Below are 26,321 nucleotides of genomic sequence, written 5' to 3' on the forward strand. Positions count from 1 at the left end.
GGGAAAACCTGTTCTACTTTGCGAAGAACGTAGGAGAAAGGAACCCGAAGTGGGCACACCAGTCATCGTCGAGGCCGCACGGACCCCGATCGGCAAGCGGGGCGGATGGCTCGCGGGCCTGCACGCTGCCGAGATCCTGGGCGCCGTCCAGGCCGGACTCGTCGAACGTGCCGGCATCGACGCCGCGCTCGTCGAACAAGTCATCGGTGGCTGCGTCACCCAGGCGGGCGCCCAGTCCAACAACATCACCCGCACGGCCTGGCTTCACGCGGGCCTGCCCTGGCAGGTCGGCGCCACCACCATCGACGCCCAGTGCGGGTCGGCCCAACAGGCCAATCACCTCATCGCGGGTCTCATCGCCACCGGCGCCATCGACGTGGGGATCGCATGCGGCATCGAGGCGATGACCCAGGTCCCCCTCGGCGCCAACGTCGGCGATCAGGCCGGTCCCCGTCGCCCCGAGTCCTGGAACATCGACATGCCCAACCAGTTCGAGGCCGCCGAACGTATCGCGCGGCGTCGCGGTATCACCCGCGAGGACGTCGACGCGCTCGGAGTGCGATCGCAGCAACTCGCGAAGCAGGCCTGGGACGAGGGCCGATTCGACCGCGAGGTGCTGCCGGTCGTCACACCCGTCGTCGACAAGGGGGGCAACCGCACCGGCGAGAAGGCGACCGTCACCCGCGACCAGGGTCTGCGCGAGACGTCGACCGAGTCGCTGGCCAAGCTGAAGCCGGTACTCGAGGGCGGCATCCACACGGCCGGCACCTCGTCGCAAATCTCGGACGGCGCCGCGGCCGTGCTCCTCATGGACGAGGACCGGGCGAAGGCGCTCGGACTGAAGCCGCGGGCACGAATCGTCGCCCAGGCGCTCGTGGGGGCAGAACCCGAGTTCCACCTCGACGGTCCCGTTCAGGCCACGGCGAAGGTCCTCGAGAAGGCCGGCATGAGCATCGGGGATCTCGACCTGTTCGAGGTCAACGAGGCCTTCGCATCGGTGCTGCTCTCCTGGGCCCAGGTGCACGGACCGGACATGGACAAGGTCAACGTGAACGGTGGCGCTATCGCGCTCGGCCACCCCGTCGGCTCCACGGGCTCGCGTCTGATCACCACCGCCCTGCACGAACTCGAGCGCCGCGACGCGTCGACCGCTCTGATCTCGATGTGCGCCGGCGGCGCGCTGGCGACGGGCACCATCATCGAGCGCATCTGACATGGGCACAGAAGCGGCACCGAAGGGCCTCGACTCGAAGGCCACGGTCTCGATCATCAAGTGGATGTCGCGGTGCAACGTCGCGGCGTACCGGGCGACCGGCGGTCGCATCGGCGGGAAGTGGCGCGTGGGAAGCGCCTTCCCGTGGGGCATCCCGGTGTGCCTGGTGACCACGATCGGGCGGAAGACCGGGCAGCCGCGGACGGCACCGCTGCTGTTCCTCGAGGACGGCGACAAGGTGGTCCTCGTCGCCTCCCAGGGAGGACTGCCCAAGCACCCCTTGTGGTTCCGCAACATCCAGGCGAACCCGGAGGTCACGGTGCAGATCAAGTCGCGCATCCGGACCATGCGGGCGCGGGTCGCAAGCGACGAGGAACGAGCGGCCTACTGGCCGCGTCTGACGGCGATGTACCCGGACTTCGACAACTACCAGTCGTGGACCGACCGTGTGATTCCCGTCGTCGTGTGCGAGTGAGCGTCCCGGCCGGCACGGTTCGCCGGGATGGTCCCGTGCGGGAATACTGAGTCCCGTACGTCCAGGTTCTCGACGAAGGGATGTCGCACGATGGCAACGACGAACCACGACAAGACGCTCGATCGGCGGGAGATCGCAGCGGCGCTGCTTCGGGCGCTCGAACGACGCCACGAGGTGCTCGACGTGATCGTCGACAGCAACGACCGGGCCGAAGCCGTCGCGAAAATCGCTGCGCTGCTCGACACCGACGACTTCTGCGCGGAAGCTGTGCTGAATCTTCCGTTCCGCCGCCTGACCCAGGCGGAACGGAAGAAGATCCGTGAAGAACTCGACGATCTCGACGCGGTACTGCAGTGGACGACCGCGGCACGGCCCTATTCGACCGGAGCACACTTCCGGCTGCGGCCGATCTCCCACAACGCTGTCGATACCGCACTGTTCAAGGCGCGTTGCGCCGACCAGTTGGGCGACGACAGCGAGGAGAAGGTCGAATCCGAACGTCGGCGCGGCACCGAGTTGATGGACGACGAGTCGGGCATGTGGCTCGTCGCCGAAGACCTGTCGGGCGACGAGCCGAAACCGGTCGGATTCGCGTTCGGAGAACTGTCCGGCAACGAGGTGGAGGTGCGGATCTGGGTGCATCCGGATGCGCGCAAGCAGGGCTACGGCACCGCCACTCTCAAGCAGGCCCGATCCGAGCTCGCCGCGTACTTCCCCGGCTCCACGCTGATCGTCCGCACGCCGGTCTGACCGCTGCTACGCATCGGGCACGTGCTCGTGACGGCCCCATCGCCGCCCCGAGCACGTGCCCGAATGTGTTCGTTCCTACGTTCCGTAGACCGGCGTCGGCGGCTGCGACGACGAGATGAGCTTCTCGACGACGGGTCCGAGTTCCTTCGGATCCCAGCGGTCGCCCTTGTCGACAGCTTCCCCGTGGCGCCATCCGTCGGCCAGCGAGACCTTGCCGCCCTCGGCTTCGAACACTCGGCCGGTCACGTCCTTCGACTCGGCGCTGCCGAGCCACACGACGAGCGGCGAGACGTTCTCGGGAGCCATGGCGTCGAAGCCTTCTTCGGGCGCGGCCATCATCTCGGCCATCGCGCCCCCGGCACCGACGGTCATGCGGGTCCGCGCAGACGGCGCGATCGCGTTGACCGTCACGCCGTAGCGGCCGAATTCGGCTGCGGCCTGGATCGTGAGGGTCGCGATGCCGGCCTTGGCCGCGGCGTAGTTGCCCTGGCCGATGCTGCCCATCAGGCCTGCACCGGAACTGGTGTTGATGATGCGGGCATCCACGGGATTGCCGGCCTTGGATTCGGCGCGCCAGTAGCTCATGGCGTGACGCATCGGCGCGAAATGGCCCTTGAGGTGGACCCGGATGACCGCGTCCCACTCTTCTTCGCTCATGTTGGCGAGCATGCGGTCGCGCAGGAAGCCCGCGTTGTTCACGAGCACGTCGAGCCGGCCGAAGCTGTCGAGCGCCGTCTTCACGAGGTTCTCGGCACCCGCCCAGTCAGCGACGTCGTCACCGTTGACGACGGCTTCTCCGCCTGCCGCCCGGATCTCTTCGACGACCAGCTCGCCGGGGCTCTCACCCGTGGCGGTTCCGTCGCTGCCGACACCGATGTCGTTGACGACGACCTTCGCTCCCTCCGCAGCGAAGGCAAGGGCGTGGGCGCGGCCCAGGCCACGTCCGGCGCCGGTCACGATGACGACGCGCCCGTCCATCAGTCCACTCACTTCGTCTCCTTCGTTCGGGCCGCTGCCATGTAGGCAGGGCGTTCGCCGCCGCCGTGGACGGTCAATGTCGATCCGCTGACGTAGCCCGACAGCGGAGAGGCCAGGAATGCGGCGCAGTTGCCGATGTCTTCGGGCTGGGCCAGCCGACCCAGCGGGACGGTCTCGCCGACTGCGGCGACACCTGCCTCGTCTCCGTAGAACAGGTGCGACTGTTCGGTCTCGACCATGCCGACCACCACGGAGTTCACCCGCACCTTGGGGGCCCACTCGACGGCGAGCGACTGCGCCAGGCTGTCGACGCCCGCCTTGGCCGCACCGTAGGCTGCGGTCCCCGGCGAGGGGCGCGATCCGCTCACGCTCGAGATGTTGACGATCGCCCCTCCGGTGTCCTGCTTCTGCATCACCGCGTTGGCGGCCTGCGCGACCAGCAGCGGGGACAGCAGGTTCAGCTCCACGATCTTGGCGTGGAACTTCGGGCTGGCGTCGGCCGCCAGCGCGTACGGCGACCCGCCGGCGTTGTTCACCACGGCGTCGAGCCGGCCGTGGCGGTCCACGATGGTCTCGATCAGAGCATTCACCTGATCGGCGTCGCGGACGTCGCACGGCAGGAACTCCGCGGTCCGTCCGTCTGCTTCGACAGGCTGTTCGGGCTCGTTGCGTGCGCATGTCACGACTGTCGCGCCGGCGCGCAGGAACACCTTGGTGATACCTGCCCCGACTCCTCGTATCCCCCCGGTGACGAGCACGACCGCGCCGTCGAGTCCCAGATCCATTCGCTGCCTCCACGTCGTTCACCCCGCAGGATGCGCGGGTCTCACGCCGACAACTTACCAAGCAATCGCTTGGTTCGGTACCGGCTCCCCGTGTCCTCCGCCACGCTCCTGCTCAGTGGGAATCGAGAAATCTTGCTTGTCGGCCCGACTTAGCGTGGCGACGAACGCGCGTGCCGAAGAGGAGTGATTGGGCCATGCAGACCGTCGAGCAGGATTACGAGAAATACGTCGGGCAGGTGGCCGAACCGCCCCGCGTGGCTCGCTACGTCGTCAACGACGCCATGATCCGAAACTGGGTCGAAGCCCACGACGACTTCAACCCGATCTACGTCGACGCCGAGGCTGCCCGTGAGACCGGGCGCGATTCGATCGTCTGCCCGCCCGCCATGATCTCCACCTGGATCATGGCCGGCTACCGCCGCTGGCGGGAGGTCCAGCGCAAGCGCGCCGAGGGTGTCGTCGAGGACTTCGCGTACTCCCGGATGCTCGCCGACCTGGACCGCGAGGGTTTCACATCCGTCGTCGCGACCAACGTCGAGCAGGACTACCACCGCGAACTCGTTCCGGGCGACCACATCACCGCTCACTACACGATCGAGTCCGTATCCGAGGTCAAGCGAACGGGTCTCGGCGACGGCCGCTTCTTCACGCTGTACAAGCGTTACGAGGATCAGAACGGCGAACTCGTCGCCGAGGAACGCTTCCGGATGCTCCGGTTCAATCCGAACACCGACAAGGAGACGCGATGACCGCCGTCCCCCGGCTCACCATCACCCAGGACAACCAGTTCTGGTTCGACGCCGTCCGTGAGGGCCGACTCGAGATTCAGCAGTGCAGTGACTGCGGCACTCTCCGCCATCCGCCGGGTCCCGCGTGCCCCGCGTGCCGCTCGTTCGAGTGGAAGACCGTCGAATCCTCCCGTCGTGGAACGCTTCACAGCTGGACGATCATCCACCATCCCCAGGATCCGGCCTTCGAGTATCCGCTCGCTGTCGGGCTGATCGACCTCGACGAAGGAATCCGCATCGTCGCCGACATCGCGGGCGTCGACCACGACACCCTCGAAATCGGCATGGAACTCGAGGTGGGATTCTCCGAGCACGCACACGGTGAGATCCTGCCCCAGCTGCGCAAGCCCGGAGGACAAGCATGAACCTGACCGAATGCACTGTCGGACAGGAACTTCCCGAACTCGTACTGCCCATGGATCGCACGACCATCGTGGCCACCGCGATCGCCTCGCAGGATTTCGAGGATGTTCACCACGATCCGGATGCCGCACTCGGACGCGGAACCCCGGACGTCTTCATGAGCATCAACGCCACCAACGGTTTCGTCGACCGTTACGTCACCGACTGGACCGGACCGTCGGCGCGGGTCCGCCGCGCGTCGCTGCGCCTGGGTGTGCCCTGCTTCCCCGGTGACCCCATGCACATGAACGGCGAGGTCACCGCGGTCGACGGCACGAGGGTCACCCTGAAGGTGCAGGGCCGCAACAGCAGGGGCGTCCACGTCACCGCCGAGGTCGTCGTGGAGCCGTACGAGAGGACGACACGATGACCGTCAAGGGTTTCTCCGGAGCCGCAGCTATCGCCGGCATCGGAGCTACCGAATTCTCCAAGAACTCCGGCCGCAGCGAGTGGCAACTCGCGTGCGAGTCGGTCCTCGCAGCCCTCGAGGATGCGCAGATCGGAGTCGAAGAGGTCGACGGCTTCGCGCTGTTCACCATGGAGACCAATCCCGAGATCGCCGTTGCCCGCGCCCTCGGCATCCCGGAACTGAAGTTCTTCAGCCGGATTCCGCACGGCGGTGGCGGCGCCTGCGCACCTGTGCAGCAGGCGGCACTCGCCGTCTCGAGCGGAGTAGCCGACGTCGTGGTGGTCTACCGTGCGTTCAACGAGCGCTCGGGTCACCGTTTCGGCTCGGGGCCGCCGCCGTTCGCCTACAACTCGAGCACCGACCAGGAATACCGGAACTGGATCAACCCGTACGGTCTGCTCACCCCCGCGCAGCAGGAAGCGTTCCTGGCCCGCACCTACATGCACAAGTACGGCGCCACGAGTGCGGACTTCGGTCGCGTCTCGGTGCTCTCCCGCAAGCACGCGGCCAACAACCCGAAGGCCTGGTTCTACGAGCGGCCGATCACCCTCGAAGACCACCAGAACTCCCGAATGCTCGCCGACCCGCTGCGCCTCCTCGACTGCTGCCAGGAGAGCGACGGCGGACAGGCACTGGTCATCGTGAGTGCCGAACGCGCACGGGATCTTCCGCACCCTCCGGCGATCATCACCGCCGCGGCACAGGGCGTCGGGCCCCAGCAGATCTCCATGAGCAGCTACTACCGCGACGACATCGACGTCATGCCGGAAGTGGAACTGGTCGCCCGGCAGATGTGGGCGCAGGCCGGATTCGGACCGGAGGGCATAGACGCCGCGATCCTGTACGACGCCTTCACCCCCATGGTGCTGCTCCAACTCGAGGAGTACGGCTTCTGCGGTCGAGGTGAGGCAAAGGATTTCGTCGCCGAAGGAAATCTCGAGATCGACGGCCGCCTGCCGGTCAACACCCACGGCGGACAGCTCGGCGAAGGCTACATCCACGGTGTCAACGGCATCGCCGAAGGTGTCCGGCTCATCCGCGGCACCTCCGTGAATCAGCCGACGAAGACGCTCGACAACGTCCTCGTCACGGGCGGATCGCCGGTTCCACACAGCGCGATCGTCCTCTCGGCCGACCGTTAGGCCCGTAACCCCAGGCCCCCGAACACTTCTCAGGAGACCACATGCACCCCGAGCTGTCCGACAAGTCACGGCGGCTGCGCACCGAACTGCGAGAGTACTTCGCCCGCATCATCGACGACGACGATCGACGTGCCCTCGTCGACCAGACCGAGGGCGGACCGGTCTTCGACCGGATCTACAGGCAGATGGGCGCCGACGGCTGGCTCGGCCTCGGATGGCCCGAGGAGTACGGCGGACGCGGGGAGGATCCCGAAGCCCTGTACGTCTTCTACGACGAGGCGATCCGGGCCGGTGCACCGATCTCGCTGGTCACCCTCAACACCGTCGCCCCGGCATTGATGAAGTACGGCACCCAGGAGCAGAAGGACTTCTTCCTCCCCAAGATCCTGACCGGTGACCTGAAGTTCGCGATCGGCTACACCGAGCCGGGCGCCGGCACCGACCTCGCTGCGCTCCAGACCCGGGCGCGCGTCGACGGTGACGAACTCGTCATCGACGGCAACAAGCTGTTCACTAGCTCTGCGATCTTCGCCGACTGGATCTGGCTCGCAGTCCGCACCGACCCTGACGCACCTCGGCACAAGGGCATCTCGGTGGTGCTCGTGCCCACCTCGTCGCCCGGCTTCTCCGCCACCGAGATCCAGACCGTCGGTGGCATCAGCACCGCGGTGACCTACTACGAGAACATCCGGGTCCCGCTGAGCAACGTCGTCGGGGAACTCAACGGCGGCTGGACCCTCATCACGAGCCAGCTCAACCACGAACGTGTCGCACTGGCAGCACGAGGCGGCATCGCCAACGAGATGTACGACGAGGTCCTCGCATGGGCCAAGCAGGAACCTTTCGGTCCCGGCGTGCTGTTCGACGTGCCGTGGGTCCGCACGACCCTCGCCGAGGTCTACGCACTGCTGTCGGCGACCGACCTCGTCAACCTGCGTCTGGTGTCGGACATCGCTGCCAACACTCTCGACGGTGGTGATTCCGCCGCCGCGAAGGTCTTCGGCACCGAAGGTGTCGTCGCGGCGTACGGCATGTTGCAGGAAGTTCTCGGCGCTCGCGGACTGTTGCGCCCCGGCAGCTACGGTGCGGCGATCGAGGGCCGCGTCGAAGCTCTCGGCCGACGCGCGCAGAACAACACCTTCGGCGGCGGCAGCAACGAGGTGATGCGCGAGATCGTGGCTGCGAAGACCCTCGGAATGACCCTGGGCGCCCGCAGGCGTCCCGATGCGACGGCACAGACGGCAGTGAAGGCACCTGCCGAGACGAGGAGCTGACATGGAATTCGAGCTCGATGACGACCTGACCGCGGTCGAGGACCTTGCATCGCAGGTCTTCGGTTCCCTGGCCAAGGTCGAGCGTGTGGTCGAGGTGGAGCGCAACGAAGGCGGCTTCGACGCCACCCTGTGGAAGGCACTCGCCGACTCGGGTCTTCTCGGCCTCGCCTTGCCCGAATCCTCCGGAGGTGCCGGCATGGGCATGCTCGGGCTCACGACGATCCTGCAACAGCAGGGCCGTCGCGTAGCCCCCGTTCCCGTGTGGGCCGCGGTGGCAGGTGCGGCTCTCCCGATCGCACAGTTCGGCACGGAGACCCAGGTGGCGCGTTACGTCCCGAACCTCATCGAGGGCTCCGTCGTACTGACCGGCGCGTTCGACGACACGCCCGGAGCAAGCCCGAGCGTGACCGCGATCCGCAAGGGCGACGACCTCGTCATCAGCGGTGAGATCCCGTCGGTCCCGTGGGCTCCCATCATCGCCGGGGTGGTCGTCCCTGTGCAGTGCGACGACGACTCGGTCGCCGTGGTGGTCGCACCGGTGGATGCGGCCGGTGTCGAGGCCGTCCCGGTGGCCGTGACCGGACGCGGCGCCGAGGCAGCCGTGCGGTTCTCGGACGTGCACATCGGAGCCGAGGATGTCCTGCCCGGTGACGGAGCGGAGATCGCGGCCTGGACCCGGCGCCGTATTCGCATCGCCCTTGCTGCGGTTCAGCTCGGGGTGTGTGAAGAGACCTTGCGTGCGACGGCGGTGTACACCTCCGAGCGCGTCCAGTTCGGCCGGCCACTGTCGACGAATCAGGCTGTTGCCCTGCGCGCGGCCGACGCCTACCTGGACACCGAAGCAATCCGTCTCACCATGCGCAAGGCCGCGTGGCTGCTCGATGTCGGACGGGAGGACGAAGCCGAGTCCGCGGCACTCGTCGCCAAGTGGTGGGCGTCCCGCGGCGGAGTGCGTGTCGGCCTGACCGGTCAGCACCTGCACGGCGGCATCGGTGCCGACATCGATTACCCCATCCACCGCTATTTCCTGTGGGGACGGCAGTTGGCATTCACCTTCGGCGGTGCCGAGGCCACCGCAGCGGCGCTCGGGGACGTCCTCGACAGCGCACCCCCGATCGGGGCAGCCGGATAACCCGGTAGCCGGAAACGACACGAGTCCCTTTCCCCACACGAAGGCGGAAAGGGACTCGTGTCGTTTCGGATCCGTTCTCCGTTACGACAGGTGGGCGAGCAGCAGTTCGCAGCTACTCCGTACATCCTCCTCGGTCTCCTCGAGAGACGCCCCGCCGTTGAGATAGGTCACCAGCAGCCCGGACCACAGCATCGACAGCAACCGCAGGGCATCGCGATCCTGGTCGGTCGGGCGGTCGAGTCCCGCCCGCTCGAACAGGATCCGGAGGAATGTCCGTCTCACTTCGACGGAGTCCGGCACTACCGCCGCCGAAGCGGTGCTGTTGGACAGCAGCATCGCGGCTGCAAGGCGAGGTCGATCGACGAACCTCCTGGTCATTTCGATCAGCACCTCCGTGATCGCGTCCCGGGGGCTCATCCCCGGTGTGCGCTCGGGAAGCCGGTTCGCACCGAGTTCGAGGCGATGGAGGAGCAGCGCCACGAACAGATGCGTCTTCGACGGGAAGTATCGGTACAGGGTGCCGATCGCCACTCCGGCGCACTTCGCGACCTCGGTCATCTGCACGCGTGCGAGTTCGTGTTCGGATCCCAGGCGCGTTGCAGCCTCCAGGATCCGCACCTGCCGTCGCCGTTGCTCGGCCGAGGTGGGCTCGGCTCCGTCCCGTGCCTTGCCGATTCTGGGCACCGGTTCCCCTTTCCACGATGACAGCGCAACGATTCTGCACCGCATCCCGGGCAGATTGTCACATCGTGGATTTCCCGCAGTCCCGAACGGTGGGATCATCGGCTCGAAACACCCCGGAATGGCGGCGCGGCTGCAGGAAGTCCACTCAGCGAGAAGCCGTTCCGAGGGTGTTGCAGGTCACCCATACGCTCGATTCGAAGGACGTCGCCGCAGGCAGCGACCAGAGCGAATCGGAGTGAGCACCATGCAGACCCGGATACCCACCCCCCATGAAGCCGCGTTCGACATCGACGTGCCCAGCCCGGACGAGATGCGGCGCGCCATGGGCCGGTTCGCGAGCGGCGTCACTGTAGTGACCGGCCTCGACGAGGACGGCCCCACCGGCTTCGCGTGCCAGTCGTTCGCGTCGGTCTCGCTCGAACCGCCCCTCGTGCTGTTCTGCGCAGATCACCGCGGGCGCGCATGGCCGCGACTGCGCCGCACCGGCTGGTTCACCGTGAACGTGCTCGGTGCTGCCCAGACCGACCTGTGCTCGCGCTTCGGGTCGAGTCGCGGTCTGAAGTTCGACGGCCTCGACTGGGAACTCTCCCGCTGGGGCACTCCGTCGCTGCCAGGTGTTCTCATGCGGGTGCACGCCTCGGTCGAGGACGTTCACGTAGCCGGTGACCACGATGTCGTCATCGGTCGCGTCGCCGAACTCGAGTGCCTGGGTGACGAGAGCCCGATGGTCTTCTACCGCGGAGCGTTCGGACTCGACGGCCGGTAACCACCCGGGATCGGGATAGCGGGAACGAAGTGTGGGTACCCGACCGAACATGTCGACCACCTCGAGGGGCCCGGACGACCCGAACCCCGACTTCTCGTCATCATCACCGCGCAGCAACCCTGTACCGCCGTCCGGCACGACGCCGGATCCGGACGCTGCCGCCGACCTGCATCCTGATCTCGCCCGAGGCAAGGGCATCCGGCGCACCCGCACCGGGGCACTCTGGACTGCCCTGGTGATCGGAATTCTCGTTCTGCTGTTGCTGCTGGTGTTCATTCTGCAGAATCTCGACAGCGTCACTCTCGAACTGTTCGCGTGGGACTTCTCGCTGCCGCTGGGAGTGGCACTGCTGTTCGCCGCACTCGCCGGGGCGGTGATCGTCGGCTTGTCAGGGGGTCTCCGGATCCTGCAACTCCGCCACGCCGCCAACAGGCAACGCACACTCGGTGCCAAACCGCGAGGCACGCCCTGACGACTGCGTCGTACCGCTGCGTTCTACGAATCGGAGGGTCGGCGTCCTTTCGGGCGGTAGGTGCGGCCGAAACTCCGCGGACTGTCCTCGTAGATGTCGACCAGTTCCCAGTCGATCCGTCGACCGCCCGGGACATCGAAGATGCGAACACCGTCACCGAGGAAGACCGGCGCCACGAAAACCTGCAGTTCGTCGATGAGATCGTGTTCGAGCGCCTGCCGGGCGATGTCGGCGCTGATGATCTGCACATCCCGGTCACCTGCGATCTCGCGAGCGCGACGGATCGCCTCGACCACATCGCAGTTCATCGGGATGACGTCGGGGTCGTCGGCGAGTTCTTCCGGGCGGTGGGTCAGGATGAACTCGGTCCCCGACCAGGCACCCCCGTACGCCTCGGAAGTCGTCCCGTCCCGCTCCTCCTTCTGCGCCTCGGCCGCGTCGTAACCGGCCCGGCCGGAGATGATCACTGCGACGTCTCCCGCCATGCGCTCCGTGGTTCCCTCGGCCAGCGGTTCCGCGGCGGACATCCAACTCATGTCATGACCGGGTCCGGCGATGAAACCGTCGATCGAACAGGTGAATCCCCAAGCGACCTTGCCCATCCTCTACTCCTGTCCGGGTTCCGATCCCGCGCTCGTCGGAGAACGGCCTCGTTGTGGTCGTCGGTAGAGACCGCTACGGCGGCGCGAACTCATCGGCCGGCTCGGCGAGGCGACGCACCCGTCCGAACGACGCTCCCGGCGGACCGCGCGCTCTATGCCTCCACTTCGGTCATCGCGAGCAGTTCTGCTCGTGCCAGCGCCAGCGCCTCGTCGGTGAGATATGGGCTCGATCGCGCGACCGCGAGTCCCTCCGCGGCGTGTTGAACGACCAGCGCACGTGCATACGGAATGCCGTCGGCGGCGAGGGCTGCCCGCAACTTCTCGGCATCACGTGCGAACAGTTCCTCGAGTCCTGGCAGGTTGCCGAGCGCGGCACTGAGCCCGGAGGGGTCGAGAACGTTCGCGAAGTACTCGCTGTCGCCTGTCAGTGCGCGGACGTAGCCGCGCAGCAGCTTTCCCGGCCTGTTCTCGGAGAGGTCGACGCACGAGTGGACCTCGGCCCACGTCCGCTCGATGCTGTGCTCGACCACCCCGTAGAGCAGCGACTCCCGAGTCGGAAAGTGGTGCCGCAGTCCGCTCTGTGTCACCCCTGCCGCCTTCGCGATCTCGGCGAGGCTGGCTTTGGAACCGTGTTCGGAGAACATTTTCTCCGCGGCGTCGAGGATCGCCCGGCGGGTGCGTTCCTTGTCCCTGGTGACCACCTGCTCAGTGCGCTCCACGAGTACTCACCTCGATCTCCTTCGACGACGGGATGACCCGCCAGGCCACTACCGTCGAGATCACGAGGATCGCCGCTGCGATGTACGAGGTGGTCTGTACTGCGGTGGCGAACGCGATCTGGGCGTGTTCGACGACCACCGGATCGGTGGCGGTCTCGACGGTCACGGCGAGCGAGGCCTGCGCTGCTGCCGCCTCGGAGGGGTCGGTCCCGGCCGGCAGGTCCAGATGCGACCGGTACATCGCGAGGTGAATCGAACCGAGGACCGCGATGCCCAGTGCCACGCCGAGTTCGTAGGCGGTCTCCGAGATCGCGGATGCAGCGCCGGCTCGCTGCTTCGGCACCGCCGACACCACCGCGTCGGTCGACAGGGTCATCGCCACCCCGGTTCCCAGGCCGATCACGACCAGCGCGATACCCAGTCCCCAATAGGCGGACTGGAACGCGGACAGCCCGATTCCCACCAATCCGATAGCACCGACTGCCAGGCCGAGGGCGATCGCGCGTCCGGCACCGAGCCGCGTCGAGAGGATACCGACGAAGGCGATGACCACCATCGAGGCCAGAGTGGTGGGCAGTTCGGCCAATCCGGCCTTCAACGGCCCGTACTCACGCACGAGTTGCAGGTACTGCGAGAAGAAGTACAGCAGACCCACGAAGGCGAAGATCGCCAGGCCGTTGGCCACGACCGCACCCGAGAACGCAGGCACCCGGAACAGCGTGATGTCGAGCAGCGGATGCGCCAGCCGGAGTTGACGGCGGACGAAGATCACGCCGGCGACCATACCGACCGACGCGGCCACCGGGACACTCGCGTCCCAGCCGCTTCCGACCCAGTGCTTGACCGCGAACACCACCGGGACGATCGCCAGGATAGACAGAAGCGACGACCACAGGTCGATGCTCTTGGACGTGTCGCCGCGGGATTCGGGGATCAGAATCGGACCGGCGATCAGAACCAGCACCATGATGGGCAGGTTGATCAGGAACACCGAGCCCCACCAGAAGTTCTCGAGCAGCACACCGCCCACGAGCGGGCCCACCGCAGCGCCGGCCATCGCGCCGGTGGACCACACGGCGATGGCGGTGGTGCGTTGCTTCGCATCCGCGAACATCGCCCGGACGATCGACAGCGTCGAGGGCATCAGTGTCGCTCCGGCGATGCCGAGCAGTGCACGGGCGGCGATGAGGGTTTCGGCATTCGGCGCGAACGCCGCGATCGCCGACGCGATCCCGAATGCCGCGGCACCGATGAGCAGAAGCCGTTTGCGGCCGATGCGATCGGCGACATTGCCCATCGTGATGAGCAGGCCCGCCAGGACGAACGAGTAGATGTCACCGATCCACAACAGTTGCGTGGCGCTGGGTGCGATGTCGGCGGTGAGCGACGGCACCGCGAGGTACAGCACGGTGCCGTCGACAGCGAGCAGTGTCACCACCAGCACCAGCACTCCCAGAGCCGACCATTCGCGGCGGCCGGCGCGTGGGGCGGCAGGCAGAGTCTCCTGATTCATGCCCACATCGTAACAACTCGTTCAAGCGGTTGAAGAGCCGGAACAAGTTGCGCACTGGCATCGCGACTTCTTTCATGTCCCGATACGGAGCCCGAAACTTTCGCAACGATTGCCGGCCGGAGCAGCACACCTTGCATCTGCAACGAACGGATCCTCGAATTTCTTTCGCTCGATGATTAATACGCGGCGCGGGTGGTACCCATATTCCACGCCCGGAAAATAGCCGGGTAGTCGGGCCGGAGGTCCGAAGCCGATCGACACGAGGAGGAATTGATGACCGAGATCCTGAGTGCCTTCATCACGAACTTCGACGCCGTTCTGCAGACGCTTTCGACCGGCAGCGCCCAGCTCATCGATACCGTCGTGTAAATCCGGACACCGCAGGGAGTTCGAAGGGTTCTCCCTGGACGATTCTGCAGTGCCGAACAGTCTGCCACGGCATGATGCCCCTGAGCCGTGGCAGACTGTTCGCGCGCTCCTCGATCCGAATTGCACGGGATATCGAACACATATCGTTACCCGTTCGTCGACGCATTATGCAGGTAATCCGAACGGGAAAGAACGCGTTCCGGCCGACAATTCGAATTCGCATTTCCACCTGCCCGAGCAGTTCGGATGAAAATACCTGCCACCGATCCAGGAGGATCGACCATGTCCACCCATCTGACCGCTGACGACCTGCGCAATCTTCTCGACTCCACACTCGACGATGCCGCGCTCGTTCTCGACGAAGGCCGGTTCCGGGTGGCCGGTGCCGAGGACAGGACCGAACGGAACCGCACCTTCGTCGTCCTCACCCAGGAGCAGCTTCGCGAGCGGCTACCGCAGGAGGACTACAGCCACAGCGATCTCGAGATGCAGGCGAGTGTGCTGGATTCGACGATTGCGAATCTCGGCGGTTGACGCACGAGGCGATGCCGGAACCGAAGAGAGGGCGCCGGCCGCGTCACCTCGCCTCGTTCATGTCACTTCGACGCGGCGCGGATCCCTGCGCGCCGACCGAAGAAGCTGCCGTCTCCCAGCGAGATACCACTGCAGTAACCCCAGGCCGACAGGCCGGACGTGCAGCGCCCCGCAGCGTAGAGACCGGGGATCGGGTCTCCGTCGACGTGAAGGACTTCCGAGTCCACCGAGGTCTGCAAGCCGCCGAGGGTGAACCCGCCGGTCATCCCACGCAGGTCGATCGCCGCGATCGGTGATCCGAGCGGTCGCACCCATTCGCCCTTCTTGTGCAGGACCGGGTCCGTGCCCACCTCGGCATGCCGGTTGTACAACTCGACCGTCGAGGTCAGAGATCCCTCGGGCAGCCCCATTTCGGACTCGAGTTCGGCGACCGTCTCGCAGACCCAGGTCGGCTGGTGACGCAACTGCGGACTCGAACTCGGCGCAGCCATCCCTTCCTCGTAGGACTGCTCGTCGATGACCAAGAACGCCTGATTGTCGTTCTGGTACATGGTGAGCTGCCCGACTCGACCCGGATAGGTGTCCTCCGCGACGTAGCGCTGCCCGCGCCCGTTGACAAGGATGCCCCGCGCGATCAGCTGAGGGTCGCAGAAGAACGCGACCTCACATGCATCCATGTGCGCGAGGCGAGCACCGAGCGCCTGCGCCATCAGGATGCCGCGGCCGTCGTGCTCCTCCACGGTCGCAGCGGGTCGCTTGTACAACCGAGGCGCATAGGTCTGCATCATCTCGTCGTTGTAGGCGAACGATCCGGTGGCCAGCACGACACCGCCGCGCGCACGGACCGCAAGCGTGTCGCCGAACCTCGTGGCGACGATTCCGACGACGCGGCCGGTCTCATCGACGACGAGCCGCTGTACCCGGACGTCGGATTCGACGCGGACGCCGAGATCGGCAGCCTTGGCGATCAGAGTGGTCATGAGCACGTAGCCGGCGGCCTGCTCACCGTTTCGCGGCATCGGCACCTGGGCGAGGTGCCCTCGCGGAGCAGGGTCGACGAGCGCATTGAACGGTGCGGCGTTCTCACCGCCGCTGTACATCAGCGAATCGTCCACGGGGCATTCCCAGCCGGGCTGCGACCAGAAGCTCTCCTTGTAGGGCACACCGCATGCTTCGAGCCACTCGAAATGGCCGACACTGCCCTCGCAGTAGACGTCGAGTTTGCCTTCGTCGACGCCCGGGCCGAGTGCCGCGGCGAGGAACGTCTTCATCTGTTCGGGGGTGTCGTCGAATCCACAGGCCTTCTGCAGTCGTGTTCCACCGCCGAGGTAGACGATGCCACCCGACAACGCCGCCGCGCCTCCGCCACCGCCGGTACGTTCGAGCACCAGCACGTCCGCGCCACTCTCGGCCGCACCGATCGCTGCGGACACACCGGCGATACCGAAGCCTGCGACCACGACGTCGGCTTCGAGATCCCAGTTCCCGATGTCCCCTACGGACACTGGGCGGACCGAGATGTTGCTCATGGGAAGTTCCTTCCGATAACGAAGTGCGGCAGGATGATTCCGCACAGGGATCGAGTGATCCCCCGGACCGTAGGTGCCCCACCCCCTTATCGGCGAAAAAATCCCGTTGTTCGAGAAACTGCACGTAGACCTCTTCGGGGCAACATCTTCGAGGTCAGATGAGGTTGTCCTCGACCGGCAGTCCGAAGGCGTCGCGCCCGTACAGCGCATAGGCGCGTTGTGGTTCGTTCGCGACGTGGACGCTTCCGGCATGCGCGTCGCGCCAGGCCCGTTCGATGATGCCGCCGAGGAACAGCGACGTCCCGCCGGCCGTCTTGAACAGCAGGTCGATCGCCTCGATCGCCCGCTCGGTGGCCCGTACCTGATCTCGCCGGGTACGCAGGCGCAACTGCAACGGGATCTCCTCGCCCGCCCGCGCCAGTGCCCACAGCTCACGGATGTTGTGATCGAGCTGAAGCGTCGCAGCATCGATGTCCGATGCTGCTCGTCCCACGGCCACCTGCGCGAACGGGTCGTCCACGAAACGTCCCCCGCCCAAGCTCAGCCGCACTCGGTCACGCATGGCCGCCAGGTACTCCTCGTAGCAACCGGCTACCACTCCCACGATGGGCACGGCGACTGTGGTGGTGAACAGTGCGGCGAACGGAAGCCGGTACAGCGGACCGGTGTTCACGCGCTGGCCCGGGCCTCGAAGTTGCGAGGTCTCGTAATTGCTCTTGATGCGATGGGCGGGCACGAACACGTCGTCGACGACGATCTCGTCACTGCTCGTCCCGCGCATCCCGACGACGTTCCACACATCACGGATGGTGTAGTCGTTCCGTGGCACGAGGGCCGTGACGAAATCGACGGGCCTGCCCTCCGAGCCGACGATCATCGCACCGAGCAGTGCCCACGACGCGAATCTGCAGCCGGACGAGAACATCCACGTCCCCGACAACCGGTATCCACCATCTACGGGCACGAGGCGACCGGCCGGGGCGTAGGCCGACGAGACGAGCGTCGAGTCGTCCTCACCCCAGACGTCGTGCTGTGCGCGATCGTCGAACAGTGCGAGATGCCAGGGATGGACGCCGACGACGGAGGCAACCCACCCTGTCGAACCACATGCCGCCGAAACGGTACGCACGACTTCGTAGAATCGCGCCGGTTCGGTCTCCAGCCCGCCGTATCGGCTCGGCTGCAGCATACGGAACACCCCGGCGGAGACCAGCTCGCGGATCGTGTCGTCGGGAATACGACCGATCCGGTCGGTATCTGCTGCGCGAGAAGCGATCCCGGGGATGAGATCCAGCACCGCCTCCAGAACGTCGTCGGCCATCGATTACCGGATCAGCCCGCCGGGGGCGTGAACGCCGCAAGAGGTTCGGAGCCCGACCAGTCGTGACCCCAGTAGCTGTCCGCGGTGATTTCCTCTGCGGTGTAGAAGGTCTCGTCGACAAGCATGCCTTCGGTACCGAATTCGATGTCCCATCCGCCCGGAGCGCGGACGTAGAACGAGACCATCTTGTCGTTGGTGTGACGACCCAGGGTCGACGAGATCGAGAAGCCGAGCTTGTTCACCCGGTCCAGGGCCTGTCCGACGGCGTCGAGGGTCTCGACCTCGAGCATCAGGTGCACGAGACCGGGCTCGGAACCGGGCGGCGCCGGGCACAGCGCGAGGCTGTGATGGCGGCGGTTGACACCGAGGAATCGCACCCGGCGCACCGGAGGCGGCGCCGAGAGCCCACCGAGCCGTGTCGCTCCGCGCGGAAGGAAACCGAGTACCTCGGTGTAGAACTCGTATGATTCGGCGAATGCCGCGGTGGGCAGGACGACGTGCCCCAGCCCTTCCTCGCCCGTGTGGAAGGTGCCACCGAAGGGCGTCACGAGCGGGCTGTGATCGAGCACCGGCCCGAAGAAGATCTCGGTGCGCGTGCCACCCGGGTCGTCGAACGCGATGACCTGTTCGGCATCCCGATAGGTCGATTCCTCCTCCGACAGCACCTCCACGGCGATACCGGCCTTCTCGACCGCTTCGCGGACGCGGCGCAGAGCGAACTCGTCACGCACCTCCCATCCGACGGCGAGCGCCTTGTCGGTTTCGCCGGGAAGCACGATCAGGCGCGCCCGCCGCTCGTCGATGCGCAGATAGAGACCCTCGGGTTCGGGCCCCGTACCGATCGCCATGCCGAGTCCGTCCACGACGAGGTCACGCCACCGTGCGATGTCTGTGGTCTGGATCCTGAGATAACCCAGGCCCCGGATGTCCGTCATTTCCGAATGTTCCTTCGCCCTAGTGGATGTGGTGTCAGATCATCGACCGCATCATGCCCTGCGGCTCTTCGCCGAGCTGGCAGAGAGTCGAGGCATGGAAGATCGATCCGGGCACGTGGATGGCGTGGCTCAGGCCCGCGTGGGCGTCGCGCCAGAAGCGCTGCAGCGGGTTGGTCATCTGCAGCGCGCCACCACCGGCGCGCGCGAAGATCTCGTCGACGGCCGCCACCGCGCGCCATGCTGCGGCGGTCTGCGTGCGGCGTCCGATCGCGCGCTGTTCGAAGGTGACTTCCTTGCCCTTCTCGGTCAGGTCCCAGAACCGATCGACGGTCTCGAGGATCGCGGCACGTGATGCGGCGATCTCCGCTGCCGCACCGCCGAGCGCCGAGAGCACGTAGGGATCCTGCTTGATCGGTGTGCCGGACACCGTGACACGCTCCCGCTGCGACTCGAGGTAGCAGTTCAGGGCGCCCTCGGCGATGCCGATCAGCGACGAGGTGATGCCGAGCGGGAAGATGCAGGAGAAGGGGAACTTGTAGAGCGTTTCGTCGCGTCCGGCATCCTGCCACGCCACGCCACCCATGACGCGCTCCGCGCGCAGGGTGCGGTACTCGGGGAGGAAGGCGTTCTCGACGACCAGGTCCTTCGACCCGGTGCCGCGCAGACCGACCACGTTCCAGCTTTCGTGGTCGATGCGGTAGTCCGACCGCGGCAACAGCACATGCAGGCTCTGCGGCGGGCTCAGACGGTTGCCGTCCTTGTCGCCGACGGCCGCGCCGATCATCACCCAGTCGCAGTGATCCGTGCCCGAGGAGAACGACCAGCGACCGTTGAGGATGTACCCACCGTCGACGGGGGTTGCGACACCCATCGGCGCGTAGGGAGAAGCGATCCAGGTGTCGGGGTTCTCGCCCCACACCTCTTCCTGGGCCTTCGGGTCGAAGAACGCCATCTCCCAGGGGTGGACGCCGACGATGCCGCTGACCCAGCCCGTCGCCCCGTCCATCGCACCGATGGCCATGGCGGTCTCGGCGAACTCACGCGGGTGTGCTTCGAGGCCGCCGAATTCCTTCGGCTGCAGAAGCCGGATGACGCCGGCATCACGAAGCCGCTTGGCGCTGCGGTCGGTCAGACGCATGAGCTTGTCGCCCTCGGCGCCGTCCGCGCGGATCTCGTCAGCGAACTCCGAAACGGAGTCGAGCACCTGTCCCATGATCTCTCCAGCTCTGTAAGGGTGACGCCCCCGTTACGGCGTGGTGAGCGTCGGTTCCGTCGGCGCTTACGGTCTCAGGAGTACTGCCCTTGCATTGCCGGCTTTCCACTGAGCGGGAACCGTCTGGACGGGTGCCGGGACGGCGGACGACATCCCGGCACCCGGTCGCCTAGGCGTCCTCGCGCTTCAGGAACGCGAGGACGGCCGACAGCCATGCGTCGCGCGCTTCGATCATCGTCCAGTGCCCGCAATTGGGGAACACGTGCAGTTCACCCCGGCGCAGGTCGCGCATGGGGAGCATCGCCATGTCCACGGGGCTGACCCGGTCGTCGCGACCCCAGGTCATCAGCGTCGGTGCCGTGATCTTGTGGAGCTGCGCCCAGTACGGAGTGGCGTCGGAGGCGGCAGCGGCCTTCGCACCCGCGGCGAAAGCGGCGCTGCTGTACATACGCCGCGCGATCTCGAGGGTCTTCGGTTCGGTGGCCAGCGCCCACCTCTCCTCGATGAGTTCCTCGGTGATGATCGCGGGGTCGTAGACCATCGAACGCAGCCAGCGGACGAGCTTCTCGCGGGTCGGATCGTCCGTGAATTCCATGAGCAGCCGGATGCCCTCGCCGGGCGACGGAGCGAAGATCGATCGTCCCGCTCCGCCGATGGTGACGAGCTTCTTCACCCGGTCGGGCTGCGCGATCGCGAACTGCGTCCCGACGATGCCGCCCATCGAGTTGCCGATGATCGAGACGCGATCGAGGCCGAGTCCGTCGAGGAAGTCGGTGACCGCCACCGACGCCATCGCCATCGGATGTCCTTCGCACGGGTCGCTCACCCCGAAGCCGGGGAACTCGAGAACCAGGCACCGGAAGTGCTCGGCGAGATCGGCGAGCACACCGCGGTAGTTCCGCCAGCCGGTGACTCCCGGCCCGGAGCCGTGGAGCAGCAGCAGCGGTTCGCCCTCCCCGGCTTCGTGGTAGCGAAGGGTGCCGCGGTCGGTCGCCAGTTCCCTCGCCGTGGTCTCGAAACTCAATTCCGTCGTCATGGGAACGAGGCTTCCAGTGATCCCCCTCACGTCGCGCGCACGCTCCCGATCACCGGGATGTCCGGGCGACGTGAGGGAGTGCAGGCGTATGCGAGTTACATCCAGCCGTCCGACTGCGTGGCGAGCATCCGCTCCATCACCTGCGGTGACCATGAAGGCTCGGACGTTCGCGCGGCCCGATTGCGCCGAGGGGCGCTCATCTCGGGGTACAGCTTGCGCGAGATGTCGCGAACGGCGTTGGCGACCAGCGGAGCGATGCGTTCGAGGTGCCCCGGCCGGGTAGGTCCGCACAGAGAGATCGCGGCGACAGGGGACGCGGGGCTGCGGATCGCGGCACCCACGCACGACATCCCGGGGGTGGCCTCGCCGGTCTCGAAGGCCAGCCCGTGGCGGCGGCGGATCCGGTTGAGTTCGAGGTGCAGGGTCGAAAGGTCGGTGATGGTGCGCTCGGTGCGCCGAGGCAGCTGCAGCCCGGTATAGAGAGCGTCGACCTGCTCCGGCTCGAGCCCCGCGAGCAGAGCCTTACCGCCGGCGGTGGCGTAGGCGGGCACGCGTCCACCGACTCGGGACGGCAGTGCTGCGGCGAGCTGCCCACCGATCTTGTCGAGATAGACGCAATCGCGGCCGTCGAGCACGGACAGATGGGCGACCATGCCCGTCGTCATATGGAGTTCGTGAAGCAGTGGTGCCGCAGCCTCGCGGATGCGGATGTGCCCACCGTCGCCCTCGCCCATGGACTTTGCACGGCGACCGAGGCAGTATCCGAACGACGCATGGTCGATCCAGTCGAGCCGCACCATCTGATCGAGGATGCGGTGAACGGTCGAGCGCGGCAAGCGGGTACGGCACGCAACTTCCTCGAGTGTGAGTCGCGAGGAGAGGTCGTCGAATGCGTCGAGGATGAGGGTCATACGCTCGACCATCGACGCAGGCAGTTCACGCTTGGGCGCTTGGGGGGCCTGCGTATGTTGCGACTCGGACATCGCCACCCTTTCTCCAACACTCGTCGCCCACTGCCGTAACAAACTGAAATTGATTCTTGTGGGCGAGGACCAGAGTACAAGGTGCGTGACTTGTTGCACAATTCCCGGTGAGCGGACACGCCGCGCAGCCGTACGGCCCGCACTTTCCCTCGACCGGCCCCGAGCACGTCTCACTGAGCAGGAGGTCCCTGTCCCACGGGTCGGCGCGTGAGTACAACCGAGTCGCGGGCCGAATCTGCCTGCACCCGTCACCCGCACGAGCCGAAAGAGTCGAGACCGTGATGCCAGAAGCCGAGTCCCCCCTCTTCCGCCCCCTGACGGTGCGCTCACTCGAGCTCCGCAACCGCATCGTGATGTCCCCGATGACCCGCTCCCATTCGCCGGGTGGAGTACCCGGACCGGACGTCGTGGAGTACTACCGGCGGCGCGCGGCAGGCGGCACGGCCCTGATCATCACCGAGGGTGTCGCGATCGATCACCCGACGGCGGTCGACAATCCGCGGGTACCCCACATGTACGGCGAAGCCGCCCTCGAAGGCTGGCGCCGCGTCGTCGATGCGATCCACGCCGAAGGCGGACGCATCATTCCTCAGCTCTGGCACGTCGGCCCCCTCTGGGGGGCGATGACCGCCGATGTCGACCCCGCCCTCACTCCCATGCGGCCGTCCGGAATCTGGGGAGAGCCCGGCGTGACCTCCTACGGCGAGGATTATGTCGCCCGCGCATCCCGGCCCACCCGGGCCATGACCGTCGCGGACATCGAAGAGGTCGTCACCGCGTACGCAGACGCGGCGGCTGCCGCTGTCGAAGTCGGATTCGACGGGATCGCACTGCACGGCGGACACGGCTACCTGCTCGACGCATTCCTCTGGGAAGCCACGAACCAGCGTGACGACGAATGGGGTGGAGACCTCCAGCGCCGGACCCGCTTCCCCGCCACCGTGGTGGCCGCGATCCGCTCCCGCATCGGCGACGATCTTCCGATCTTCTACCGGTTCTCGCAGCACAAGCAGCAGAACTACGAAGCACGGATCGCCCACACCCCGGAGGAGCTGAAGGCCGTTCTCTCCCCCTTGGCAGAAGCCGGCGTCGACGTGTTCGACGCGAGCATCCGCCGCTTCGACATCCCGGCCTTCGAAGGCAGCGACCTCACGCTCGCAGGCTGGGCGAAGAAGGTCACCGGAGCTCTCTCCATGGCGGTGGGCAGCGTCGGAATCGGAACATCGTTGCGGGAGAGCCGCGCACAGGGCAGCGCGCCCGTGCGCAACAACGTTCCCGAACTCGAACGACGGCTCGGCGAGGACGAATTCGATCTGATCGCCATCGGGCGACTGCACCTCGCCGATCCGTCACTGGCGACGACCCTTCGCCACGGCGCTGAGCTGCCGGAGTTCGATCGCACGGTCCACGAGGCCGCACTGATCTGATTCGAACACGGTCTCGCTCAGCGAGATCACACCGCGGGACGACTCTCACCTGCTCTAGAAAGTGACCCGAGCCACTCCCCTTCGTGGGTAAGGAACTGCGGCCCGGGAGCGGGTCGCCGAGAGTCTGGAATGTGTTGTGACGTCCTACGCCAACGAGCTCTCCCACTCGGAATCCGCAGCCCGCCACGGGCGGAGCCGTTTCGACCGGCAGCAGCCGGTGTGGGTGATCGTGTCGGTCCTGATCGCCGTCGAAATCATCAGCGCGTTCGAAACATCGATGATGTTCGCAGCGATCCCGACGCTGATCTCGGAATTCGACAGCAATGCATCGACGGTCGGATGGGCCGTGACGGCCTTTCTCCTCGTCTCCGCTGCATCCGCCGCCGTGTGCGGCCGGCTCGGCGACATGTACGGGCGCGAACGGATCCTGATGATCCTCCTCGCCGTCGCGGCGCTGGGTTCGGTCGTAAGCGCCGTCGGCGACAGCCTCACCAGCATCATCGTCGGCCGGGCGATCCAGGGGGTGGCGGGCGCGATCCTGCCACTGTGCATCGGACTCGCACGTGAGCATCTTCCCGCCGAGCGCGTCCCGGTCGCAGTCGCACTGATCTCCGGTTCCGCCGTGGCCGCAGGCTCCGCATCGCTCCTCGTAGCCGGCCTGCTGATCGACAACGCCAGCTGGCACATGATCTTCGTCGTGGCTGCCTTGTACTCGGTCTTTGCTCTGCTGCTCGTCTGGTTCGTCCTCCCGTGGCGTCGCCCCACCGGCACGTCCGAGAAGGTCGATTACGTCGGAGCTGTCACCTTCGCCGCCGCAGTCGCCGCGGTCTTGCTCGGCGTCAACAAGTCCCAGGCGTGGGGCTGGTCGGATACACGCACTCTGGGTCTGATCCTGGGTGGCGCCGCAGCTCTGGTCATGCTGGTGCGCTGGGAACTGCGCACACCCTCTCCCATCATCAACGTGCGCCTGTTCGCCGACCGCAAGTTCTCGCTCACGATGCTGGCCACGGTCGCGATCGCAGCGGGACCGCTCGGCGTGGTCACCATGATCATCCCGATCATCATGCAGACCCCCTCCACCGGCGACTTCGGCCTCGGCCTGAGCGCGACCCATGCGGGCTGGTTGTCGTTCATCGGCTCCCTGTTCGGTTTCGTCTGCACCCCGCTGAGCGGCCGAATCTCCGCAGCAGTGGGTTCTCGGGCAGCGATGCTGCTCGGCACCGGCCTGTTCATCGTCGGCACCGTCGTCATGCTCACCGCGCACCACTCCGTGGTGGCCATGACCGCGATGGTCGTCGTGGTGTCGGTCGCAACCGCGTTCGCCTACACAGCAATTCCGAACCTGATCGTCGAGTCCGTGCCCGAGCACAATACGAGCGAGACGACCGGCACGAACGCTGTGCTGCGCACCGCCGGCCAGGGCGTCGGAACGTCGATCGCCACCATGCTGCTCGCCTTCGCAGCGACCCCGCTCGCCGGAATCACCATGGTCGGCTTCATGCTCATCGCCCTGTCCGTCGTGACGGTGGGGATCACCTTGCTGATCCCGCGCTCCGCACGTACTGCCTGATCCGAACGCGCGTCTCCTCCCGGTGTCCCGATTACCGGGAGGAGACGCGCGTCTCGTTCGGTGGCGTTCTACGGTGACACGATCGAGAAGTTTGCGTACCGAAGGGAACCCGCTGCGATGACAGCCGTTCAGGCACCGGTCAGTTCACGCTCCACTGTGCTGACCGTCAGTGCAGTCGTTCGAGAAACCGCCGACGCCGTATCACTGGTGTTCGACGTACCTGCGGACCGGCGCGCCGACTTCACCTACAAACCCGGGCAGTTCCTGACCCTGCGCATCCCGAGCGACCGGACGGGTTCCGTGGCGCGGTGCTATTCCCTCGCCAGTTCCCCGCACACCGGTGAACCCCTCAAGGTCACCGTCAAGCGCACCGCAGACGGATATGCATCGAACTGGCTGTGCGACAACATCTCTTCCGGTGACACCGTAGAGCTCCTTCCGCCGGCCGGTGTGTTCACCCCGGTCGACCTCACCGAGAAGCTCGTACTGTTCGCCGGAGGCAGCGGCATCACCCCGGTGATGTCGATCCTCAAGTCTGCTCTCCACAGCGGAAACCGCAACGTAGTGGTCGTCTACGGCAACCGCGACGAGAACTCCGTCATCTTCGCCGAGGAGCTGCGCGAACTGGCCGCCCGGCACTCCGACGCTCTCACCGTCGTGCACTGGCTCGAGAGCGTGCAGGGAATTCCGACCCCCCGGCAGCTCGCGACCCTCGTTTCCTCGTTCGCCGATCACCGCGCCTACATGTGCGGGCCCGGCCCGTTCATGGACACCGTCCGCGAAGCGCTGCTCCTGGCCGGCGTCCCGAAGGACCGGATCCACGCCGAGGTCTTCACGTCCCTGTCCGGTGACCCGTTCGCCGAGGTCCCCGCCGTCGAGATCGACGAGTCGGACGCCGACGCGGCCGCCGTGACGGTGCAGCTCGACGGTGAGGAGCACGACCTCGTGTGGCCACGCAACGCCACTCTCGTGGACGTGATGCTGTCCAAGGGACTCGACGTGCCCTACTCGTGCCGTGAGGGCGAGTGCGGGTCGTGCGCGTGCACCGTCGTCGAAGGCGACGTCGACACCCCGCCGTCGGCGATCCTCGACGAGGAGGACATCGCCAACGGATACATCCTTGCGTGCCAGGCGAAGCCGAAGAGCAAGCACGTGCGCATCGACTTCTGACCTCCACCGACGAACGAAAGAGCCCGGGTGCCCGTGGCGGGTTCACATGATCGTCGCAACACTCTCAACGAGAGGTTGCGACGATCATGTCGTTTGCGGAGGACTGCGACCGGTTCGGTAACCATCTGGC

Annotated in this window: 27 protein-coding genes; 15 read left to right on the forward strand and 12 right to left on the reverse strand. The window is 66.4% G+C overall.

Features of this window, described 5'->3' with window-relative positions; all coding sequences use genetic code 11:
- The first annotated feature begins 49 nt into the window (after nucleotides 1-49).
- The 3 genes from ABZ789_RS03820 to ABZ789_RS03830 all read left to right on the forward strand — a co-directional run bounded on the left by ABZ789_RS03820 (nucleotide 50) and on the right by ABZ789_RS03830 (nucleotide 2,438).
- Nucleotides 50-1,213 carry a steroid 3-ketoacyl-CoA thiolase gene (locus ABZ789_RS03820; protein WP_358419116.1) on the forward strand — a complete coding sequence of 388 codons (1,164 nt, stop codon included), beginning with the start codon at nucleotides 50-52 and terminating at the stop codon, nucleotides 1,211-1,213.
- 1 nt (nucleotide 1,214) lies between these two features.
- Complete coding sequence (locus ABZ789_RS03825) at nucleotides 1,215-1,688, forward strand: nitroreductase family deazaflavin-dependent oxidoreductase (RefSeq protein ID WP_358419119.1); 474 nt, start codon at nucleotides 1,215-1,217, stop codon at nucleotides 1,686-1,688.
- A gap of 90 nt (nucleotides 1,689-1,778) precedes the next feature.
- Nucleotides 1,779-2,438 (forward strand): GNAT family N-acetyltransferase, encoded by a 660-nt coding sequence (locus ABZ789_RS03830; protein ID WP_358419122.1) that lies wholly within the window; start codon nucleotides 1,779-1,781, stop codon nucleotides 2,436-2,438.
- Nucleotides 2,439-2,513: 75 nt separating this feature from the next.
- On the opposite strand, the gene ABZ789_RS03835 is transcribed toward ABZ789_RS03830, so the two are convergent.
- A complete protein-coding gene (locus tag ABZ789_RS03835) occupies nucleotides 2,514-3,428 on the reverse strand; it encodes an SDR family oxidoreductase (protein ID WP_358419125.1) in 915 nt (304 codons plus the stop codon).
- Nucleotides 3,425-4,201 carry an SDR family oxidoreductase gene (locus tag ABZ789_RS03840; RefSeq protein ID WP_358419128.1) on the reverse strand — a complete coding sequence of 259 codons (777 nt, stop codon included), beginning with the start codon at nucleotides 4,199-4,201 and terminating at the stop codon, nucleotides 3,425-3,427. Before ABZ789_RS03840 ends, ABZ789_RS03835 begins: the two co-directional genes overlap by 4 nt.
- A 194-nt stretch (nucleotides 4,202-4,395) precedes the next feature.
- On the opposite strand from ABZ789_RS03840, the gene ABZ789_RS03845 reads away from it, so the two are divergent.
- From ABZ789_RS03845 to ABZ789_RS03870, 6 genes are read left to right on the forward strand one after another with little or no spacing between them, the layout of a single operon-like run.
- The gene (locus tag ABZ789_RS03845) at nucleotides 4,396-4,950 is read left to right on the forward strand and encodes a MaoC family dehydratase N-terminal domain-containing protein (protein WP_241386750.1); all 555 of its coding nucleotides are present in this window, start codon (nucleotides 4,396-4,398) and stop codon (nucleotides 4,948-4,950) included.
- Nucleotides 4,947-5,354: a Zn-ribbon domain-containing OB-fold protein gene (locus tag ABZ789_RS03850; RefSeq protein WP_358419132.1), complete on the forward strand. Its 408-nt coding sequence runs from the start codon at nucleotides 4,947-4,949 to the stop codon at nucleotides 5,352-5,354. Before ABZ789_RS03845 ends, ABZ789_RS03850 begins: the two co-directional genes overlap by 4 nt.
- A complete protein-coding gene (locus ABZ789_RS03855; RefSeq protein WP_358419135.1) occupies nucleotides 5,351-5,761 on the forward strand; it encodes an acyl dehydratase in 411 nt (136 codons plus the stop codon). The genes ABZ789_RS03850 and ABZ789_RS03855 overlap by 4 nt, the downstream gene beginning before the upstream one ends.
- A complete protein-coding gene (locus ABZ789_RS03860; protein ID WP_358419138.1) occupies nucleotides 5,758-6,942 on the forward strand; it encodes a lipid-transfer protein in 1,185 nt (394 codons plus the stop codon). Before ABZ789_RS03855 ends, ABZ789_RS03860 begins: the two co-directional genes overlap by 4 nt.
- A gap of 41 nt (nucleotides 6,943-6,983) precedes the next feature.
- On the forward strand, nucleotides 6,984-8,216 hold the full coding sequence (locus ABZ789_RS03865; RefSeq protein ID WP_358419141.1) for an acyl-CoA dehydrogenase family protein: 1,233 nt from the start codon (nucleotides 6,984-6,986) through the stop codon (nucleotides 8,214-8,216).
- A 1-nt stretch (nucleotide 8,217) separates the two neighbouring features.
- Nucleotides 8,218-9,348 (forward strand): acyl-CoA dehydrogenase family protein, encoded by a 1,131-nt coding sequence (locus tag ABZ789_RS03870; protein WP_358419144.1) that lies wholly within the window; start codon nucleotides 8,218-8,220, stop codon nucleotides 9,346-9,348.
- Between the two features lie 81 nt (nucleotides 9,349-9,429).
- On the opposite strand, the gene ABZ789_RS03875 is transcribed toward ABZ789_RS03870, so the two are convergent.
- Nucleotides 9,430-10,032, reverse strand: coding sequence for a TetR family transcriptional regulator (locus ABZ789_RS03875; RefSeq protein WP_358419146.1), 603 nt, complete (start codon nucleotides 10,030-10,032; stop codon nucleotides 9,430-9,432).
- A gap of 244 nt (nucleotides 10,033-10,276) precedes the next feature.
- Here ABZ789_RS03875 and ABZ789_RS03880 point away from each other — a divergent pair, with 244 nt between their 5' ends.
- Nucleotides 10,277-10,798 (forward strand): flavin reductase family protein, encoded by a 522-nt coding sequence (locus ABZ789_RS03880; protein ID WP_358419231.1) that lies wholly within the window; start codon nucleotides 10,277-10,279, stop codon nucleotides 10,796-10,798.
- A 49-nt stretch (nucleotides 10,799-10,847) separates the two neighbouring features.
- Nucleotides 10,848-11,270 carry a lipopolysaccharide assembly protein LapA domain-containing protein gene (locus ABZ789_RS03885; protein WP_358419149.1) on the forward strand — a complete coding sequence of 141 codons (423 nt, stop codon included), beginning with the start codon at nucleotides 10,848-10,850 and terminating at the stop codon, nucleotides 11,268-11,270.
- Nucleotides 11,271-11,293: 23 nt separating this feature from the next.
- Here the strand turns inward: ABZ789_RS03885 and ABZ789_RS03890 are convergent, their stop codons facing one another.
- The 3 genes from ABZ789_RS03890 to ABZ789_RS03900 form a co-directional block, all read right to left on the reverse strand.
- The gene (locus ABZ789_RS03890) at nucleotides 11,294-11,872 is read right to left on the reverse strand and encodes a dihydrofolate reductase family protein (RefSeq protein WP_358419152.1); all 579 of its coding nucleotides are present in this window, start codon (nucleotides 11,870-11,872) and stop codon (nucleotides 11,294-11,296) included.
- A 152-nt stretch (nucleotides 11,873-12,024) separates the two neighbouring features.
- Nucleotides 12,025-12,591, reverse strand: a complete 567-nt coding sequence (locus tag ABZ789_RS03895) for a TetR/AcrR family transcriptional regulator (protein ID WP_358419155.1) — start codon at nucleotides 12,589-12,591, stop codon at nucleotides 12,025-12,027.
- Nucleotides 12,578-14,104 carry an MFS transporter gene (locus tag ABZ789_RS03900; protein WP_358419158.1) on the reverse strand — a complete coding sequence of 509 codons (1,527 nt, stop codon included), beginning with the start codon at nucleotides 14,102-14,104 and terminating at the stop codon, nucleotides 12,578-12,580. The genes ABZ789_RS03895 and ABZ789_RS03900 overlap by 14 nt, the downstream gene beginning before the upstream one ends.
- Before the next feature lie 651 nt (nucleotides 14,105-14,755).
- Here ABZ789_RS03900 and ABZ789_RS03905 point away from each other — a divergent pair.
- Nucleotides 14,756-15,007, forward strand: coding sequence for a hypothetical protein (locus tag ABZ789_RS03905; RefSeq protein WP_358419161.1), 252 nt, complete (start codon nucleotides 14,756-14,758; stop codon nucleotides 15,005-15,007).
- A 62-nt stretch (nucleotides 15,008-15,069) separates the two neighbouring features.
- Here ABZ789_RS03905 and ABZ789_RS03910 read toward each other — a convergent pair whose 3' ends face one another.
- The 6 genes from ABZ789_RS03910 to ABZ789_RS03935 form a co-directional block, all read right to left on the reverse strand.
- On the reverse strand, nucleotides 15,070-16,536 hold the full coding sequence (locus ABZ789_RS03910; RefSeq protein WP_358419164.1) for an FAD-dependent oxidoreductase: 1,467 nt from the start codon (nucleotides 16,534-16,536) through the stop codon (nucleotides 15,070-15,072).
- Nucleotides 16,537-16,690: 154 nt separating this feature from the next.
- Nucleotides 16,691-17,857: a 3-hydroxy-9,10-secoandrosta-1,3,5(10)-triene-9,17-dione monooxygenase oxygenase subunit gene (gene hsaA / locus ABZ789_RS03915; RefSeq protein WP_358419166.1), complete on the reverse strand. Its 1,167-nt coding sequence runs from the start codon at nucleotides 17,855-17,857 to the stop codon at nucleotides 16,691-16,693.
- A gap of 11 nt (nucleotides 17,858-17,868) precedes the next feature.
- Nucleotides 17,869-18,792 (reverse strand): biphenyl-2,3-diol 1,2-dioxygenase, encoded by a 924-nt coding sequence (gene bphC, locus ABZ789_RS03920; protein WP_358419169.1) that lies wholly within the window; start codon nucleotides 18,790-18,792, stop codon nucleotides 17,869-17,871.
- Between the two features lie 34 nt (nucleotides 18,793-18,826).
- Nucleotides 18,827-20,005, reverse strand: coding sequence for a hydroxylase (locus ABZ789_RS03925; protein ID WP_358419172.1), 1,179 nt, complete (start codon nucleotides 20,003-20,005; stop codon nucleotides 18,827-18,829).
- A 169-nt stretch (nucleotides 20,006-20,174) separates the two neighbouring features.
- A complete protein-coding gene (locus tag ABZ789_RS03930) occupies nucleotides 20,175-21,041 on the reverse strand; it encodes an alpha/beta fold hydrolase (RefSeq protein ID WP_358419175.1) in 867 nt (288 codons plus the stop codon).
- Between the two features lie 95 nt (nucleotides 21,042-21,136).
- Complete coding sequence (locus ABZ789_RS03935) at nucleotides 21,137-22,024, reverse strand: IclR family transcriptional regulator (RefSeq protein WP_358419178.1); 888 nt, start codon at nucleotides 22,022-22,024, stop codon at nucleotides 21,137-21,139.
- 281 nt (nucleotides 22,025-22,305) lie between these two features.
- Between ABZ789_RS03935 and ABZ789_RS03940 the strand changes: the two genes are divergently transcribed.
- From ABZ789_RS03940 to ABZ789_RS03950, 3 genes are all read left to right on the forward strand, one after another.
- The gene (locus ABZ789_RS03940; RefSeq protein ID WP_358419181.1) at nucleotides 22,306-23,451 is read left to right on the forward strand and encodes a 12-oxophytodienoate reductase; all 1,146 of its coding nucleotides are present in this window, start codon (nucleotides 22,306-22,308) and stop codon (nucleotides 23,449-23,451) included.
- A 223-nt stretch (nucleotides 23,452-23,674) separates the two neighbouring features.
- The gene (locus tag ABZ789_RS03945; protein WP_358419234.1) at nucleotides 23,675-25,021 is read left to right on the forward strand and encodes an MFS transporter; all 1,347 of its coding nucleotides are present in this window, start codon (nucleotides 23,675-23,677) and stop codon (nucleotides 25,019-25,021) included.
- Between the two features lie 117 nt (nucleotides 25,022-25,138).
- Nucleotides 25,139-26,191: a ferredoxin--NADP reductase gene (locus ABZ789_RS03950; protein WP_358419184.1), complete on the forward strand. Its 1,053-nt coding sequence runs from the start codon at nucleotides 25,139-25,141 to the stop codon at nucleotides 26,189-26,191.
- Nucleotides 26,192-26,321: the final 130 nt, after the last annotated feature.

The organism is Rhodococcus sp. NPDC047139 (assembly GCF_040643435.1).
In the GTDB taxonomy this organism is placed as follows: Bacteria; Actinomycetota; Actinomycetes; order Mycobacteriales; family Mycobacteriaceae; genus Rhodococcus.

What these genes read in the sequence shown, in the direction of transcription:
- ABZ789_RS03825 (WP_358419119.1), top strand. Translation starts at nt 1,215, where the DNA reads ATGGGCACAGAAGCGGCACCGAAGGGCCTCGACTCGAAGGCCACGGTC.
- ABZ789_RS03830 (WP_358419122.1), top strand. Translation starts at nt 1,779, where the DNA reads ATGGCAACGACGAACCACGACAAGACGCTCGATCGGCGGGAGATCGCA.
- ABZ789_RS03840 (WP_358419128.1), bottom strand. Translation starts at nt 4,201, where the DNA reads ATGGATCTGGGACTCGACGGCGCGGTCGTGCTCGTCACCGGGGGGATA.
- ABZ789_RS03845 (WP_241386750.1), top strand. Translation starts at nt 4,396, where the DNA reads ATGCAGACCGTCGAGCAGGATTACGAGAAATACGTCGGGCAGGTGGCC.
- ABZ789_RS03850 (WP_358419132.1), top strand. Translation starts at nt 4,947, where the DNA reads ATGACCGCCGTCCCCCGGCTCACCATCACCCAGGACAACCAGTTCTGG.
- ABZ789_RS03855 (WP_358419135.1), top strand. Translation starts at nt 5,351, where the DNA reads ATGAACCTGACCGAATGCACTGTCGGACAGGAACTTCCCGAACTCGTA.
- ABZ789_RS03860 (WP_358419138.1), top strand. Translation starts at nt 5,758, where the DNA reads ATGACCGTCAAGGGTTTCTCCGGAGCCGCAGCTATCGCCGGCATCGGA.
- ABZ789_RS03865 (WP_358419141.1), top strand. Translation starts at nt 6,984, where the DNA reads ATGCACCCCGAGCTGTCCGACAAGTCACGGCGGCTGCGCACCGAACTG.
- ABZ789_RS03870 (WP_358419144.1), top strand. Translation starts at nt 8,218, where the DNA reads ATGGAATTCGAGCTCGATGACGACCTGACCGCGGTCGAGGACCTTGCA.
- ABZ789_RS03880 (WP_358419231.1), top strand. Translation starts at nt 10,277, where the DNA reads ATGCAGACCCGGATACCCACCCCCCATGAAGCCGCGTTCGACATCGAC.
- ABZ789_RS03885 (WP_358419149.1), top strand. Translation starts at nt 10,848, where the DNA reads ATGTCGACCACCTCGAGGGGCCCGGACGACCCGAACCCCGACTTCTCG.
- ABZ789_RS03890 (WP_358419152.1), bottom strand. Translation starts at nt 11,872, where the DNA reads ATGGGCAAGGTCGCTTGGGGATTCACCTGTTCGATCGACGGTTTCATC.
- ABZ789_RS03900 (WP_358419158.1), bottom strand. Translation starts at nt 14,104, where the DNA reads ATGAATCAGGAGACTCTGCCTGCCGCCCCACGCGCCGGCCGCCGCGAA.
- ABZ789_RS03905 (WP_358419161.1), top strand. Translation starts at nt 14,756, where the DNA reads ATGTCCACCCATCTGACCGCTGACGACCTGCGCAATCTTCTCGACTCC.
- ABZ789_RS03910 (WP_358419164.1), bottom strand. Translation starts at nt 16,536, where the DNA reads ATGAGCAACATCTCGGTCCGCCCAGTGTCCGTAGGGGACATCGGGAAC.
- hsaA (WP_358419166.1), bottom strand. Translation starts at nt 17,857, where the DNA reads ATGGCCGACGACGTTCTGGAGGCGGTGCTGGATCTCATCCCCGGGATC.
- bphC (WP_358419169.1), bottom strand. Translation starts at nt 18,792, where the DNA reads ATGACGGACATCCGGGGCCTGGGTTATCTCAGGATCCAGACCACAGAC.
- ABZ789_RS03925 (WP_358419172.1), bottom strand. Translation starts at nt 20,005, where the DNA reads ATGGGACAGGTGCTCGACTCCGTTTCGGAGTTCGCTGACGAGATCCGC.
- ABZ789_RS03930 (WP_358419175.1), bottom strand. Translation starts at nt 21,041, where the DNA reads ATGACGACGGAATTGAGTTTCGAGACCACGGCGAGGGAACTGGCGACC.
- ABZ789_RS03935 (WP_358419178.1), bottom strand. Translation starts at nt 22,024, where the DNA reads ATGTCCGAGTCGCAACATACGCAGGCCCCCCAAGCGCCCAAGCGTGAA.
- ABZ789_RS03940 (WP_358419181.1), top strand. Translation starts at nt 22,306, where the DNA reads ATGCCAGAAGCCGAGTCCCCCCTCTTCCGCCCCCTGACGGTGCGCTCA.
- ABZ789_RS03950 (WP_358419184.1), top strand. Translation starts at nt 25,139, where the DNA reads ATGACAGCCGTTCAGGCACCGGTCAGTTCACGCTCCACTGTGCTGACC.